The organism is Prevotella brunnea (assembly GCF_008016795.1).
Classification (GTDB): Bacteria; Bacteroidota; Bacteroidia; order Bacteroidales; family Bacteroidaceae; genus Prevotella; species Prevotella brunnea.
Genome location: NZ_SDIK01000056.1, coordinates 68157 through 82715, shown reverse-complemented (window position 1 = coordinate 82715; position 14559 = coordinate 68157). Strand labels below are relative to the sequence as shown.

Below are 14559 nucleotides of genomic sequence, written 5' to 3'. Positions count from 1 at the left end.
GTGTGGAGAAAACATCGTCCGCAAAGCAGGGAGCGTTGCCTGTGCGAACATGAAACGGAAAAAGCCGGGCGTCATCGCGATGCCCGGCTTTTGTTGAAAAGAGGAATTAAAGATTTGTATTATTTCACAACAATACTTTTACTCATAATTCTTTTTTCCTGAATCAATCTTCGATATGAAAATACCTTACGCTGTACACGGAAATTGTACAGCATGATTAACATCTACAATATACTTATTTACTAATACTTCTGATGTGGTGTAAAGGCTCACCTTGCTGCCTTGGGTAACATTCTTCACGATGGTGTTTCCGTTCTCAAGGTTTACGCTTGCCACGATGATGGTCTTCATCGTGCGGCAGCCCTCCGGGTTTTCTTCCGTTTCCGCGGCATGGACGCCATCGCTGAGCTGAACGAGCGTCAGCGTGGCGTCGATTTTTTGTCCGTCGGCAACGTTCTCTTCTGTGTCGCAAGCCAACCGGAAGAGGTTGTTTCCCTCAACTAGTGCGAGGGGTTCAGTAGTGGTAATTTCAAAGGCGTTGTTGGTTACGTCCGCCTCTCCGAGTTTTTTTGTGGTTGAAAAAGTATTGGAATCCTTGCTATAATATAAGGTGGCGAGTGCCACTTGGTTGTGCGTGTTGTTGGTTGTGAATCCGAATTTCCCGGTGTTGTTCTTCAGCCGTGTGGTGAGCGCGCCATCTTCGGCCGATGATTTCCCGCTTCCCACTTCTTGTTTGCTGAAGGGGGCAAGTCGGCTCTCTGCCGTTGCTTTCGTCGCGAGGACAATCCATCCGCCGATGCGCAGCATCGTTGGCAAAAACAGATGTGGTCTTTGGTTCATACCATTATATATAGGCTTCATGCTTCGTTTTTTTCATTCTTGTGTTCGGCTGCCCCTCCCAAGATCGTTGGGTGCGTTCTTTGTCGCGAAAGGACAATCCACACAAGCAATATCAACGAACAACGGCAACCTGCCATTTTCGTTATGGGTATTGATGTATGTTGATTTCTAACTTCTCAGCCTAACCCCGGAGGCTTTTCGTGAAGCGGAATGAAATAAGGCAGGTCTTCTGACTTTGTTGTCTGCTCACAAACCCCTTCCCGAACCTTGTTCAGTGGTTATGGTTTGTGCCCACAAAGACAACTCACAGCAGCCGGACTGTTTGGGATTCACACCCAATTCCCTTTTAATCGCTGTCGCGAACCAAATTCGTTGCAAAGGTAAGAATATTTTTTGAACCACAAAGAGAAAACAGAAAAAAAATGAAAAAAGTGTGTATTTGTTACAAGCGTTTCATCGCCGGGCATCACTAAAACACAAAAAAAGGGTGTTTCTCGCTTTTGAACCACGGGCGAAAACCTGCCTGCGCACACGGATTTTGTAAAAGAATATATCCTGCCGAAACTTGAAGGCTGAGCTTTTGGGTGGTAAAAGGTGAGCAAATGGAGAACAAAAGGTGAGCTTTCGCATTGCAAAAGGTGAGCTTTTGGAACATAGTTTCTAAACACTTGTGTTTCAATGGCTTGCAATCCTCATAATTTCCTTTAATGTGTAAAATTTTTTCCTCTCGTTTCCACTTCGTCATTGTGTCGCGAAATGGTTTGGCAAACTCTCTTCCAAGCGTTGCAATGGAAGAAAAAAGGGTTGTGAAATGTTTTGCAACGCCTGTTCAATGCCTGCATACGTGTTGCCGACCGGTGGATGCTTTCGATGGTTTTGTCATAATTCCGCCACGCGAATGATTGGTACAGATATTGCTATATCTTTCATGATGCTTCCGAAAAGTGGACGGAAGGGACAAATGGAAATTATAAACCATATATATATAACAAAAAAGATATGATTCACGCACAGATTGACGAGTTGATTCGCAATGCGATGAAAGCTCATGAAAATGACAAGAGAGACGTGCTCCGACTAATCAAGACGGAGTTTCTCAAGTATAACACTTCCAAAGAGGGGGCAGGAAAAGAGATGGACGAAGAAAAGGAGTTCGCCATTCTGAAGAAAATGGTGGCGCAACGCCAAGATGCCATTGCACAATACAACAAGGCGAACCGACCGGAACTGGCAGAGAAGGAACGCAAGGAACTCGACATCATCAGCGGGTTTCTGCCTGCCGTGCCCACGGAGGAGGAGCTCACGGCTTGCGCAAAATCGGTCATTGAGGCACGTCCCGAGGCAAACATGGGAATTATCATAAAAGAGGTGAAGGCACAACTCCCCATGGCGGACGGCAAGACGTTGGCGGGCATTGTGCGCGGATTGCTCAATTAGGAAACAAAAGGGCAGGGGAGGAAAGGAAAGACTTTGGCGAAAACCGAACCATCGCTTGTCCGAAGAATAAAAAAAGAAAGGAAAAGAAAATGATAAAGATGTATGTCATGCCGACTTGTCCGCACTGCTCCCACGTGGAGAAACAAGTGGAGGGCAACGCGAATTTCGAGATTGTGGACATTGGTGCACACGTGAGAAACCTAAAGGAGTTTTTGCGACTGCGCGACGCTCACCCGGCTTTCGCCGAAGCGAGGAAAGCGGGCGACGTGGGCATCCCCTGTTACGTGCGGGAGGACGGCAGCGTAACGTTGCAATCTGTCGAAGTGGGATTGGAACCCATGCCCGAGGAAGGCGCATCGTGCGGTTTGGACGGCAGCGGTTGCTGACGAATTGCTTCCCCGCGTCTTGACTTACGCCCCGCGTTTGCCTTGTCGTGGCAACATGGCGCGTGCGCAGACGTTGGCAGGTTTCGGCGTATCGACCGCCACGAGATTTTATGAGGTAAGTCGCGAAAGAGCCATGCCGACATGCCGGCATGGCTTTGCGATGTTCAACCAAAGAGCAGGCGCAGAGCTTCCTCCACTTTCGCAACGGGGTGGAGAGCTATGGTCTTGTCGGAGGGAAGTCCCGAGGCGTTGTTTGCGGGAATGATGATGTGCCCGAAGCCCAATTTTCCGGCTTCGGCTATGCGTTGTTCCATGCGATTCACGGGGCGCACCTCGCCACTCAGCCCCACCTCGCCCGCCATGCACCAACTTGCATCGATGGGTGTATCGACATTCGAGGACAACACGGCGGCTATGACGCTCAAGTCCATTGCCGTGTCGGTGATGCGCAGTCCGCCGGCAATGTTGAGAAACACGTCTTTCTGAGCCAATTTGAAGCCCACCCGTTTTTCCAATACGGCAAGCAACATGTTCAGACGGCGTTGGTCGAACCCCGTTGCCGAGCGTTGGGGCGTGCCGTAGGCAGCCGTGGAAACCAAAGCCTGCGTCTCCACAAGAAAGGGGCGCATCCCCTCGATGGCACTTGACACGGCAATGCCCGACAAGTCGCGGCGCGCTTCGGTGAGAAGCAGCTCCGACGGATTTTCCACCGGTCGCAGTCCGTCCTGCCGCATCTCATAGATGCCCAGTTCGGAAGTGGAACCAAATCGGTTCTTGATGCTTCGCAGGATGCGATAGAGATGATGTCGGTCGCCCTCGAACTGTATGACGGTGTCCACGATGTGCTCCAACACCTTCGGACCGGCTATCGACCCTTCCTTATTAATATGTCCGATGAGCAACACGGGAAGATTGACCGATTTTGCCAGCTGCAGCAAGAGGGCAGCACACTCGCGTATCTGACTGATGCTTCCCGCACTGCTTGCCACCGTCTCCGTGGCAATGGTCTGTATGGAATCGATGACCAACAGCTCCGGCTGCGTTTGTCTGATGCTGTCGATGATTTTCTCGAGCGAAGTCTCCGACAGGATGAGCACAGAGTCGGGGATGTTGCCGGCAATACGCTCCGCACGCATCTTGATTTGCTGCGGACTCTCCTCGCCACTGACATAGAGCACGCGGCGATTGGTGCGCAACACGGTTTGCAGCGTGAGCGTACTCTTGCCAATGCCCGGCTCGCCACCAAGCAGCACCATGCTTCCGGGCACCAAACCGCCCCCCAAGACTCGGTTCAGCTCAGGGTCGGTCAGGTCGATGCGCTTCTCCGCAGTGTAAGACACGCTCGAAAGCTTTTGCGCTCCACATGTCTTGCCATTCGGCGCAAAAGCATTGCCCAACCCGTTGATGGCATTTCGCCCCGCATCGCCGGCAATGCGTATCTCCCTAAACGTGTTCCATTGTCCGCAACTCGGACATTTTCCAATCCATTTCGTACTCTCCTGTCCGCAGTTCTCGCAGACGTAAGCAATCTTGTCCTTTGCCATGATGCGACAAAAGTAAGAATATTTTTCCTTGTTACAAAATTTATGTTTACTTTTGCAGGATATGAAACGATACTATCTTTGGGCTGTCGCACTCCTCTTCCTCATCGCGGCATGCGGAAAGTCGGAGAAAGAAAAGGCAATCGACCGGCGACAGCACAACCTCAGACAGCAACAAGCCTATCGGGAAGCATTCAAGGTGGCAGTATTGCCAACGTTGGATTGTCTTCCCATTTATCTGTTGAAAGACAGTTTGTTATACGATACAACTAAAGTAGATGTTCGGCTGCTCGCCTTTACCTCACAGATGGATTGCGACACGGCGATGGCAGGAGGCAGCGTGCAAGCTTCCGTTACCGACCTGATACGCGGCGAAAGACTGAAACGCCGGCGGCACGTGCCGCTGATTTACCTCACGGAGACCAACGCCGTGTGGCAGCTCATGGCAAATAAGCAATCGGAAGTGAAGAAACCATCCGACCTCGCCGATAAGTATGTCGCCATGACGCGTTTCTCCATCACCGATTACCTCACCGCAAGAGTAATCAAACTCGGAAAACCAAAGTATGCCGTGTACAAAGTGCAAATCAACAACGTCATAACAAGGCAAAAAATGCTGGAAAACAACTTGTTGGATGCCGCATGGCTCACCGAACCACAATCCACTCAAGCCCGACTGCGAGGCGACAGGTTGCTCTACGATTCTTCCGATGAAGCCTTCGTGCCCGGCGTCATAGCCCTCGTGGGAGAATCGGATATCGCCAAACAGGAAGCCTTTCAACAAGCATACGACAAGGCTGTGGAACTGATAAACAAAAAAGGTGTGAAATACTATGGAGCACTCATCGAGAAATACATGAAAGTAAACGCAAAAGTGGTTGATGCTCTGCCGAAAACAACATTTAAACGCATCGTCAGTCCACGTCCTGCAGACATCCTGAAAGCACAACGACCCTGAAAAGTCCGACACTCCAACATTGATCATGCAACCGGCTCACCACCCCTTAACACAACAAGCACAGTGAACGTAGAAAAAAAACTTTCCGAAGTCGGGGCATCGCTCCGCAATTGCAATTTGGGAAATGCCCTCGCGCTCGTCAGGAGCATCTATGACGCAAAACCATCGCTCGTCGGTCATGACGAGTTTCAGGACATTCTGCACGATTTTCAGCTCATGGGCAACTTCTTTCTGAGAGGCTTCGCCGACCCACAACGCAAACAATTCTATCAATCGCTCGTGAAACGTCTGTACAAGGTGGCAGCCGACTTGTTGCTCAGTTGGCAATGTGGCAACCTTCCCACCTTCATTGAAGCCCATCGCACAGCCAATCGGCTCAACATGAGCCCCGATTTCCTGAGAACCATACTCGAAGGATTCGTCTCCGACGTGGCAATGCTGTCGCTGGAAGCAGGCACCGTAAGACAACAGAAGGCAGACGAACTTCACACGCGGCATCAGCAGTTTCTCAATCGCTTGTTTTGCGCCCTTTTGGTGTCGCCACAATGGAACAAGTCGGACGAAGATTTCTATTCCGACCTGCTCACCACTCCCACCATAGACGCGCTCGATCAGCAGGTCATGGTGGCAGCCGTAACACTCTCATCCCTCAACCTTTTCGACATGGGCAAATACCGAACGCTCGTCCATACCTGTCTCCACGCGAACGACGAGGGGGTAGGAAAACGCGCTTTGGTGGGCTGGACACTCGTCGCCAACGACCTTCCGTTCTACGCCGATGAGAAACAGAAAGCCTTGGAACCCATCATGGCACAACCCGACCTCATCGCCGAGCTGACCGACCTTCAACTGCGGTTGCTCAACTGTAGGGAAGCGGAGCGGGATGGAGAGAAAATACAACGCGACATCATGCCCAACCTGATTAAAAATGCTCCCATCGACATGAAGAACTTTGGCCTTTCGGAGTCGGAAGCCGACCCCTTGGAGAACATCATGAATCCCAACGCCGATGAGGAGAAGATGGAAATACTCGAGGAAAACATTCAAAGGATGATGGATATGCAGAAGAAAGGAGCCGACATCTATTTCTGCGGATTTCGGCAGCTGAAACATTATCCCTTTTTCAACGACCTCTCAAACTGGTTTACCCCCTTCTCGGAAGAACATCCCGCACTGAAAACCGTGAAAGCGAAGCCCCACGGCGAACAACTGCTGAGATTGGTGCGCGAGCGGAGCAACTTCTGTGAGTCGGACAAATACTCGTTGGCGCTCTCCTTGTCGATGATGCTCGACAAAGCCTCGCCCGACATGATGGAAGCCATGCTGTCGTCCGATGCGATGGGATTTAACTCCGATGAGCAAACAACGGCAGACGGAAACCATCTTCTCGGTGGCTATCTGCAAGACCTCTATCGTTTTTTCAAAATAAAACAGGCATCGCAACACGATATTGCCGACCCTTTCGCGGATTTGCCCAAGGGACGATGGCTCATCTACGACAACTTGAGCTTCGAAGGCAGGGATTGGGAGGAACAAAAACTCACGATGGCACAACTGCTCTATATGAAAAAACGATATGAAGACGTGGAAAAACTACTCTCTACGTTTCACTCCGATAAGCTGACATACAACGTTTTGCAGGCTTTTGTGCAGGTGAAACTTCACAAGCGGAAAGAGGATGGGGGCTACTTGATGAAAGCGCGCGAGCAAGTGTCGGACGAAGGCTGGGCATTGAAGTGCCTTGCCGACTGCTACATGGAACTGGCGATGTACGAAAGGGCTGCGGAAGCCTTTGGAAGACTTGCCGATTTATATCCCGAAGCCGTGAGCTTTGCCATCAATTCCTGTTTCTGTCTGCTGAAGACACAGCGATATGACGATGCGTTGCGTAGGCTCTATGAACTGAACTATAAGCACCCGGACAATAATAAGGTGAAGCGACATTTGGCTTGGGCATTGCTTTGCACGAAAAGCCCTGATAAGGCGAAGCGGCTTTACGCGGAACTGATGGCCGATGGTCCCACCCCCGACGACTATCTCAACGCCGGTTATGCAGAATGGATAGGCGGAAACCCCACCGATGCACTGGAACTCTTCCGGAAATGGCGCAATATCAGTCGGGAAGGGGACATCATGCGACAGTTCTCCGACGATTGGTTCATGCTCAGACGCTATGACTTTTCATCCACCGACTTGGCAATGATGCGCGATTTGACCAACCATCCCGACCCATTCGACCCGCGGTGGCAAGCCTGAAAGCATACAGTCACGGAAGAACAACAAACAACAATATTGAAAATGAACATCAGGAACATCACCACACCGGGCAAAGCCGGGGGAAAAGGCTTCACTCTTGAGCATGTTGTTACGGAAATTGCGGTGGAAGAATACGCCGAAGGCTATCGCGAGATTGACCGGTTTCTATCGCTTTGTAAGCAATGCCCGCGTTTCGGAAAACAATGGACGTGCCCACCCTGCGAGTTCGATGTGAAAGCATACGTGGGACAATTCAAGTACGCCCACATCCTTGGCTCCAAAATGACTTTCACGGCCGATACTCTGCGCACCACCATCACTCAGGAGGGCGTGAAACAGGTGTGCGACGACGCCATGAAGTATGCCCTTACCAAAGCTTCGGCTTACCTTCGGAAGTACGAACGACTATCGCCGGGCAGCCTCTGCTTCCTCGGATCGCGCTGTCTGCTGTGTGGAAGCCAACCCTGCGCCCGGCAAGACGCCAAGCCCTGTCGCCATCCTCACGATGTTCGCGTATCGTTGGAGGCGGTGGGCTTCAACCTGGGCAAAACTACGAGTCAGCTGCTCGGCATCGATTTGAAATGGGGAGGTAAGGACAGGCTTCCCGAATACATCACGTTGGTTACGGCACTGCTGACCAACGATGCTACCTTGCGACTGGAATGAGTGTGCCCCCGACTGCCTTTTCCCGTGATTTTAGGGAAATCCCCCTCACGATTAGGCTTACTCCCTTGCGCGGATGGTAAATTCCCGCTATCTTTGCGATATACAATCAGAAAACGGAAGTTGAACCCTCTAAACACATACAGTCATGAAACGTCAAAATCTACTTATCACCACGGCAATCATCACTACCTTATCACTCGCGTCATGCGGAACAATGTATCTCGAAGGAGGAGCCTCCGCACCGGTTTACACCTCCGGTTCGACCTATGGCACTTCCTACGACGACGGTTATAGCGTGGCTTACAGCCGAAGCGGAATGAGCTACGACGATGCACGTCGCCAGGCATGGTTCCTGTCGGACAAGATGGCGTATGAGTTGGGCTTGTCCGATGCGCAGTTCAATGCCATCTATGAGATAAATCTCGATTACCTGCTCTCCATGCGTGGCGAACGTTCCATCTACGGAAACTATTGGACACGTCGCAACACCGACATCTTCTACGTGCTCAACGCCAGCCAATACAACTACTTCGTGAGCCTCGACTATTTCTATCGCCCCGTCTATTGGTACAACAATGCCTATTCTTTCGGCGTATATCGTCATTATGGCAATCCGCGCTATTACTATCGTGCACGCCCGACCTATTATTCCAGTTATCGAGGCGGACGCAACCGACTAAGGAAGAGCTACTATGCCGGCAGGTTCGGTGAACGAACGGGGCGTCCCATCGTAACCAACCGCAGCGGATACAGAGGAAACAATGGCTACAACGGCGTGGCGAAGACCCCGAAGAACGGCAACAACGCGGGCAGAGCCACCTTTGGAAACCAAAAGCGAGACTCGTTCAACAACAACGGAGCAAAGTTTGGCAACCAAAACCGAAACAGCAACACGAACAAGGGTTTCTCCTTCGGCAACCGAAACCGAAACAACAACACCAACACGACGCCCGTCGGACCACGTCCCAACGTGCAACCGGGCAATGCCAACGGTAGGTTCGGAGGCTCGCGCAATGGTAACGTGAACCGTCCGGCGGTAACTCCGCAACCGAAGTCCGGCACAACGCGCCCCATCAACACAACCACCAATCGACGCAGCTTCGGAGCGGGGCGCGACCGCACCATCACCACGCAGAAAACACAGAGCGTAAGCAACTCGACCGGCACATCGACGACACGCGTTGCGACACCGCAACCCAACCGGACGCAGCCCAAGAAAAACGGCAACTTCGGCGGACACAGGTGAAACCACAAACCAACATTGACACACGAAATGAGAACGACACACATCAGCAGCCGGAGAGTGGCGGCAGCATTGACGAGAGGATTCTTCAATGCCTACTTCTCGGGACAGATTGATGCCCGGTTTCCGGAGCGAAAAGACATTCAGCCGACTGCATACAAACAGATTGCTGCCGACAACTACGAAGAGCTGTCGGCGGTTTTCCTTTCCGTCTTGTTCCCCATCCTTGCACGGCTCAACTTCAGCGATGCAGAGACCGTGGCCGAAGACATGCGCCGTCGCCACTTCTCCGACAGCACGTCGCCGAAGATTCTCTTGCGCTATGCCTGCGGTTCAAAGCCGGTTTACGACACGGTGGTGGAGGAATATCGCCGCCAACTCGCGGCAATGCTGGGCGGACACGGACAATCCGTCGCCGACTTCTTTGCCGGCTGCGCACCTTTCGATACCGACGAAGCCAAAGTTCCGGTGGCTCTCGCCATTCGTTCCATGGTGCGTGTGCAGATGCACGCCTATGCCACCGGGCTGACTGCCGGACCCGCGGGGGCGCGACACTTCCGACAAGCCTCCATCTATCGCCTGATGATTGGCGGAATGACGGCATTGCTCCACACGGAACCTTTCGTTCCGAAAACCGACAACTTAGAGATGATATTCCGTGCGGCAGCACTCAACTCCGACAACTTTGAAACCCTCATGAACGAGATGAACCTTGCTCATGAGGAATTTTCAAATGGCTGAAGAGCGGGGGAGCGATTTCTCCGCAAACTCCCACCGGTGCGCGCCTGCCTCCTTCAGTCCAAATCTATCATCAGACTGCAATTTCACAATGAAAGGATGAAAACATGACTGTGATGGCAGATTGGAGTTTAACAAAAATAAAACCTTTCCCTTGCGCTTTCAGCCAAAAAAGTCCTAACTTTGTGCCCGATTTCAAACAACAGACATGGCAAGAGCAAAAAGAAGCAATCTGGAATGGACACGACGTTACGTCAGTTTCGTCTTCATCCTCTTTATCATAGCATTCGGAACCTCCTTATCCATCAGGGCAAACTTAGGTTCATCGCCCATCTCCGCCCCGCCTTACGTGCTGTCGCTGGTGCCGGGAATGCCGCTCACCATGGGACAGCTCACCATCATCATGCACGTCTTCTTCATCCTGTCGCAGATTGTGCTCTTGCGAAAGGAATTCGACAAACTGCAATTCACGCAAATCCTCGTCAGCCTGCTCTTTGGGTTTTACACCGACCTCACCATGTGGCTGACCGGTTTTCTGCAAGTTCCCTTCGACATCAACCCCCTCACCGGCTATTCCCTTCGCTTCGCCGAACTGCTCATTGGTGGCGCATTGCTGGCTTTCGGCATAGCCTGCGAGGTGCGTTGCGATTCGCTCATGCTTGCCGGCGAAGGCTTTCCACTTGCCATTGCCAAGTTTCTTCATCAGGATTTCGGCAAGGTGAAGATATGTTCCGATACCGGTCTGGTCGGTCTTGGCGTCCTCTTCATGTACGTCTTCATGGGACATTGGGACTGGAAGCTCGTTGGCTTCGGCACCCTCTTCTCTATGTTCTACGTGGGATATATGGTGCGTTTCTTCGCTCCCCATATCGAATGGCTCGATACAATCTTCATTCCTCAATCCGAAAGGCTCGCGCCACAGCGCAGCCGCGTGTCCCGGTAGGCAGTTGCCACGACTTTTTTTTTAAGTCAGTGCCTGCTTCCTTTCCCTCTTTTTGGTCAGCCGTCTTCCCATCATTAATCCACCGTTCTTTCCGTCCGGCTTTCCCCTTTTTGCATGGATAAGCCCCCTTGCCTGCACAGATTTTCAGCTTTCAATTTCAAAAGCTCACCTTTTGCGTTTCAAAAGCTAAGCTTTTGGACGATAAAAGGTAAGCTTTTGGAGAGCAAAAGGTAAGCTTTTGAAAAGCCATTGTTATGTTTCTGAAAATCAAGAGGTTACAGATGTCAATATTTTTGCTTTGCACCACACTCTGCAACAACGCAAAATTCTTGTCCGCCCTGCCGACAAACCCAAACCGGAAAAGCATGGGGCGAAGCTCCAAAATTGCTGTAAGCCGGCTTCGCAACTTGGGGAAAAGCCAAAAAAGCGAAAAAGGACGACCCACAAGGGCAGTCCTTTTTCATTTAGATTAAAGTGGAATTTATATGTTGAGAGCCTCTTGTCGGATTCGAACCAACGACCCCGAGATTACAAATCACGTGCTCTGGCCAACTGAGCTAAAGAGGCGGGTGGGCAAGCGATTCTTATCGCGCCGCTACAACCTTCTGCCCTTGCTATGTTCCCATCCTGGGGGATTCAAAGGGAGCTGGCCGTAAGAGACTTGCCCATGTCGGTACTTTCCGTTTCGGGAAAGCGAGTGCAAAGATAACAAAAAGAATTGATATAGAACAAGTATTGTATCGTTTTTTTTCGTTTTTAACAAAAAAGTATTAAAATGCGCCCCTTTTACCTATTTATATTATTTTATTTGAGTACTTTTGCAGCATGAATTACATGGAATTACGACAACTGCGTGCTTTCGCGTGGTACGACGGCATCTATCTCGCCATTGTTTGGGCAGCAAGTTTCGCTTGTTTCCTCGCGCAAACGTGGCTCCCCATGCTGGGCGATTTCAGCTCGGTGCTCATCCTCGTTACACCTTTCTTCGCCGGCTACCGACTGAAGCTGTTCCGCGATGTGGCACGCGACGGAATCATCAGCTACCGCGACGGATTTTTCTACTCCATGCGAATGTTCTTCAACGCCACATGGCTCTTCAGTCTAGCACAATGGGCATACATGACATTCCTCGACCGGGGACGAATGTTGCGCATGGTAACCGCCTTCTGCTCCACACCGGAGTTCGAGGCAACGCTGAAAGAAATGAACATCAGGAGCGACACCTTCCTCAAAGCACTGCCCGAAGCCTTGGAACCTTACTCGCTGGTGGTGAACGGCGTTGTGTGGGAACTGCTGTCGGGAGTGGTCATCAGCCTCATTGTCGCCGCCATCTTTGCACGCAAAGTGAAACCAAGAAAACTATACAATTGAAAAACTATGGATATATCTGTGATCGTACCACTCTACAACGAAGACGAGAGTCTGCCGGAACTGCATAAGTGGATTGGCAGGGTGATGAGAGCCAATCACCTCAGCTACGAAATCATATTCGTGAACGACGGCTCCACCGACAACAGCTGGGAGGTGATACGCCAAATTGCAGCAGAAGATGAGCACGTGGGAGCCATCAAGTTCCGAAGAAACTACGGCAAGTCGCCGGCACTCTACAGTGGCTTCAAGGCAGCAAAAGGCGATGTGGTCATCACCATGGATGCCGACCTGCAGGACTCGCCCGACGAGATACCGGGACTGTTCCGCATGATAAAGGAGGACGGCTACGACCTCGTGAGCGGATACAAGAAGAAACGCTACGACCCACTCTCGAAAACCATACCCACGAAACTCTTTAACGCCACCGCACGCGCCATCAGCGGCGTGAAGAACCTGCACGACTTCAACTGCGGACTGAAAGCGTACAGAAAAGAAGTGGTGAAGAACATCGAGGTATATGGCGAGATGCACCGCTACATCCCTTACCTTGCCAAAGAGGCGGGATTCGCAAAAATAGGCGAAAAGGTGGTGCACCATCAGGCACGGAAATACGGGAAGACAAAGTTTGGCATCAACCGCTTCTTCAATGGTTATCTCGACCTCATCACACTCTGGTTTCTGACTAACTTTGGAAAGAAACCCATGCACGTCTTCGGACTCCTTGGCAGCGCAGTCTTCTTCATCGGCTTCCTTGCGCTCGTGTGGCTCGCCGTGGAGAAAATCATCAATCTCGCAACAGGCATCTATGGCGACTTGCTTGCCGACCACGCCTCGTTCTTCATCGCACTCACCGCCATGCTCTTGGGAACGCAACTCTTCCTTGCAGGCTTCCTTGGCGACCTCATCAGTCGCAACAGCGCGGGAAGAAACGAATATCAGGTGGAAGAAGAAATCAACATCGAGAAAGATAACGCGAAATGAGACCATCCGGAGGAAACACTCGACACGCCTTGCTCGCACTGATGGCAACAACTTTGCTACTCGCTGCCTGCTCGGAAGTGGATTGTCCGCTGAGCAACAACGTTTACGCACGATACGCCATGAAAGGCGACACACTCAGGGACACACTCACCATCATCACACTCAGACCCGACAGCGGCGATGCCGTGATGCTCAACCGGCTCATCGGAGCAGACCACTTCTTTCTGCCCGTAAGCTACAACAACGATGCCGACCAACTGCTCTTCCTATACACCGACACAACGGGAACAGAGAGGCGCGACACCATAACCATGAGCAAAACCAATCAAAAGCAATTCGAGGGAATAGACTGTCCGCCAACCTTCTTCCACACCGTTACGGAGATGAAACACACACGCCATCGCATCGACTCCATCGTCATCCGCGACCCCAACATAGACAACAATGAAACGAAAGAGCATTTTTACATCTATTTTAATAGCACTCGGTAGTCTGCTCGCACTGCTGCCTCTCCCGGCACAAGCACAAAAGGGCGGAACAAAACGAAAAGTGGTGGCAAAAACGACTCCCGACTCCATACCGCTCTTCCGGGGATTTGCCGTGGGAACCGACCTCATCGGCATGGGACAACGCCTCATTGCCGACTACGGACAATATGAGGCATGCCTGATACTGAACCTCAAGGATTGCTACTTCCCCACCATAGAAGTGGGATACGGACAAGCCGACAAACTGAGCGATGCCACGAACATACGCTACAAGACAGCAGCACCTTACGCAAGAGTGGGATGCGACTACAATGTGCTGCGCAACAAGCACGATTCCTACCGACTGCTCGTCGGAGCACGCGTGGCATACACTTCCTTCAAATACGATATTAGCAGTCCGGGCGTTACCGACCCCGTATGGGGAGGACACACCGAATATGCCGCCAACGACGAAAGCTGTTCCATGCTTTGGGCAGAAATAGTGGGAAGACTCGACGCAGCCATTGCCGGACCGCTCAGGATGGGATGGTCGGTGAGGTATCGGACACGCATCACCAATAAACAAGGAGAGATGGGCGCACCATGGTACGTACCCGGCTTCGGCAAAGATGGTTCCACCCGATTGGCAGCCACCTTCCACATCCTACTCGAATTCTAACACATCATCACACAGCCGGAAAGGGAAACGAAACTACTTCGGTCCCTACGGCT

General features: G+C 51.5%; 14 protein-coding genes, 1 tRNA gene and 1 riboswitch. Of the genes, 12 read left to right on the top strand and 3 right to left on the bottom strand.

The features are described 5' to 3' along the window. Positions 1 to 186: 186 nt before the first annotated feature. Positions 187 to 861: a hypothetical protein gene (locus ETF27_RS07950; protein ID WP_147785684.1), complete on the bottom strand. Its 675-nt coding sequence runs from the start codon at positions 859 to 861 to the stop codon at positions 187 to 189. Positions 862 to 1042: 181 nt separating this feature from the next. Next, positions 1043 to 1223, bottom strand: a riboswitch (cobalamin riboswitch). Positions 1224 to 1839: 616 nt separating this feature from the next. Here ETF27_RS07950 and ETF27_RS07945 point away from each other — a divergent pair. Both ETF27_RS07945 and ETF27_RS07940 read left to right on the top strand, forming a co-directional pair. Next, entirely contained in the window at positions 1840 to 2277 is a 438-nt protein-coding gene (locus tag ETF27_RS07945) for a GatB/YqeY domain-containing protein (RefSeq protein ID WP_130829783.1), read from the top strand. An 89-nt stretch (positions 2278 to 2366) separates the two neighbouring features. Beyond that, complete coding sequence (locus tag ETF27_RS07940; RefSeq protein ID WP_147785683.1) at positions 2367 to 2663, top strand: glutaredoxin; 297 nt, start codon at positions 2367 to 2369, stop codon at positions 2661 to 2663. A gap of 164 nt (positions 2664 to 2827) precedes the next feature. Here the strand turns inward: ETF27_RS07940 and radA are convergent, their stop codons facing one another. Further along, positions 2828 to 4207, bottom strand: coding sequence for a DNA repair protein RadA (gene radA, locus ETF27_RS07935; RefSeq protein WP_147785682.1), 1380 nt, complete (start codon positions 4205 to 4207; stop codon positions 2828 to 2830). A gap of 61 nt (positions 4208 to 4268) precedes the next feature. Between radA and ETF27_RS07930 the strand changes: the two genes are divergently transcribed. From ETF27_RS07930 to ETF27_RS07905, 6 genes are all read left to right on the top strand, one after another. After that, on the top strand, positions 4269 to 5162 hold the full coding sequence (locus ETF27_RS07930; protein WP_147785681.1) for an ABC transporter substrate-binding protein: 894 nt from the start codon (positions 4269 to 4271) through the stop codon (positions 5160 to 5162). 63 nt (positions 5163 to 5225) lie between these two features. After that, a complete protein-coding gene (locus ETF27_RS07925; RefSeq protein ID WP_147785680.1) occupies positions 5226 to 7418 on the top strand; it encodes a tetratricopeptide repeat protein in 2193 nt (730 codons plus the stop codon). Between the two features lie 42 nt (positions 7419 to 7460). Next, entirely contained in the window at positions 7461 to 8084 is a 624-nt protein-coding gene (locus ETF27_RS07920) for a DUF2284 domain-containing protein (protein WP_147785679.1), read from the top strand. A gap of 145 nt (positions 8085 to 8229) precedes the next feature. Then, positions 8230 to 9330: a hypothetical protein gene (locus ETF27_RS07915; RefSeq protein ID WP_147785678.1), complete on the top strand. Its 1101-nt coding sequence runs from the start codon at positions 8230 to 8232 to the stop codon at positions 9328 to 9330. 27 nt (positions 9331 to 9357) lie between these two features. Further along, complete coding sequence (locus ETF27_RS07910) at positions 9358 to 10068, top strand: hypothetical protein (RefSeq protein ID WP_147785677.1); 711 nt, start codon at positions 9358 to 9360, stop codon at positions 10066 to 10068. Between the two features lie 205 nt (positions 10069 to 10273). Next, on the top strand, positions 10274 to 11008 hold the full coding sequence (locus ETF27_RS07905; protein ID WP_181951334.1) for a YczE/YyaS/YitT family protein: 735 nt from the start codon (positions 10274 to 10276) through the stop codon (positions 11006 to 11008). Positions 11009 to 11501: 493 nt separating this feature from the next. On the opposite strand, the gene ETF27_RS07900 is transcribed toward ETF27_RS07905, so the two are convergent. After that, positions 11502 to 11575: transfer RNA gene (locus ETF27_RS07900), tRNA-Thr, on the bottom strand. Positions 11576 to 11833: 258 nt separating this feature from the next. Here ETF27_RS07900 and ETF27_RS07890 point away from each other — a divergent pair. The 4 genes from ETF27_RS07890 to ETF27_RS07875 are packed head-to-tail and all read left to right on the top strand — an operon-like array spanning position 11834 to position 14506. Continuing rightward, entirely contained in the window at positions 11834 to 12379 is a 546-nt protein-coding gene (locus ETF27_RS07890) for a DUF4199 domain-containing protein (RefSeq protein ID WP_130829775.1), read from the top strand. A gap of 6 nt (positions 12380 to 12385) precedes the next feature. Continuing rightward, complete coding sequence (locus tag ETF27_RS07885; protein WP_130829774.1) at positions 12386 to 13360, top strand: glycosyltransferase family 2 protein; 975 nt, start codon at positions 12386 to 12388, stop codon at positions 13358 to 13360. Beyond that, a complete protein-coding gene (locus ETF27_RS07880) occupies positions 13357 to 13851 on the top strand; it encodes a DUF6452 family protein (protein WP_240048158.1) in 495 nt (164 codons plus the stop codon). Before ETF27_RS07885 ends, ETF27_RS07880 begins: the two co-directional genes overlap by 4 nt. Next, positions 13805 to 14506, top strand: a complete 702-nt coding sequence (locus ETF27_RS07875) for a DUF6048 family protein (protein ID WP_147785676.1) — start codon at positions 13805 to 13807, stop codon at positions 14504 to 14506. Before ETF27_RS07880 ends, ETF27_RS07875 begins: the two co-directional genes overlap by 47 nt. Positions 14507 to 14559: the final 53 nt, after the last annotated feature.

What these genes read in the sequence shown, in the direction of transcription:
- ETF27_RS07930 (WP_147785681.1), top strand. Translation starts at nt 4,269, where the DNA reads ATGAAACGATACTATCTTTGGGCTGTCGCACTCCTCTTCCTCATCGCG.
- ETF27_RS07890 (WP_130829775.1), top strand. Translation starts at nt 11,834, where the DNA reads ATGAATTACATGGAATTACGACAACTGCGTGCTTTCGCGTGGTACGAC.
- ETF27_RS07875 (WP_147785676.1), top strand. Translation starts at nt 13,805, where the DNA reads ATGAAACGAAAGAGCATTTTTACATCTATTTTAATAGCACTCGGTAGT.
- ETF27_RS07905 (WP_181951334.1), top strand. Translation starts at nt 10,274, where the DNA reads ATGGCAAGAGCAAAAAGAAGCAATCTGGAATGGACACGACGTTACGTC.
- ETF27_RS07880 (WP_240048158.1), top strand. Translation starts at nt 13,357, where the DNA reads ATGAGACCATCCGGAGGAAACACTCGACACGCCTTGCTCGCACTGATG.
- ETF27_RS07920 (WP_147785679.1), top strand. Translation starts at nt 7,461, where the DNA reads ATGAACATCAGGAACATCACCACACCGGGCAAAGCCGGGGGAAAAGGC.
- ETF27_RS07885 (WP_130829774.1), top strand. Translation starts at nt 12,386, where the DNA reads ATGGATATATCTGTGATCGTACCACTCTACAACGAAGACGAGAGTCTG.
- ETF27_RS07910 (WP_147785677.1), top strand. Translation starts at nt 9,358, where the DNA reads ATGAGAACGACACACATCAGCAGCCGGAGAGTGGCGGCAGCATTGACG.
- radA (WP_147785682.1), bottom strand. Translation starts at nt 4,207, where the DNA reads ATGGCAAAGGACAAGATTGCTTACGTCTGCGAGAACTGCGGACAGGAG.
- ETF27_RS07950 (WP_147785684.1), bottom strand. Translation starts at nt 861, where the DNA reads ATGAAGCCTATATATAATGGTATGAACCAAAGACCACATCTGTTTTTG.
- ETF27_RS07945 (WP_130829783.1), top strand. Translation starts at nt 1,840, where the DNA reads ATGATTCACGCACAGATTGACGAGTTGATTCGCAATGCGATGAAAGCT.
- ETF27_RS07915 (WP_147785678.1), top strand. Translation starts at nt 8,230, where the DNA reads ATGAAACGTCAAAATCTACTTATCACCACGGCAATCATCACTACCTTA.
- ETF27_RS07940 (WP_147785683.1), top strand. Translation starts at nt 2,367, where the DNA reads ATGATAAAGATGTATGTCATGCCGACTTGTCCGCACTGCTCCCACGTG.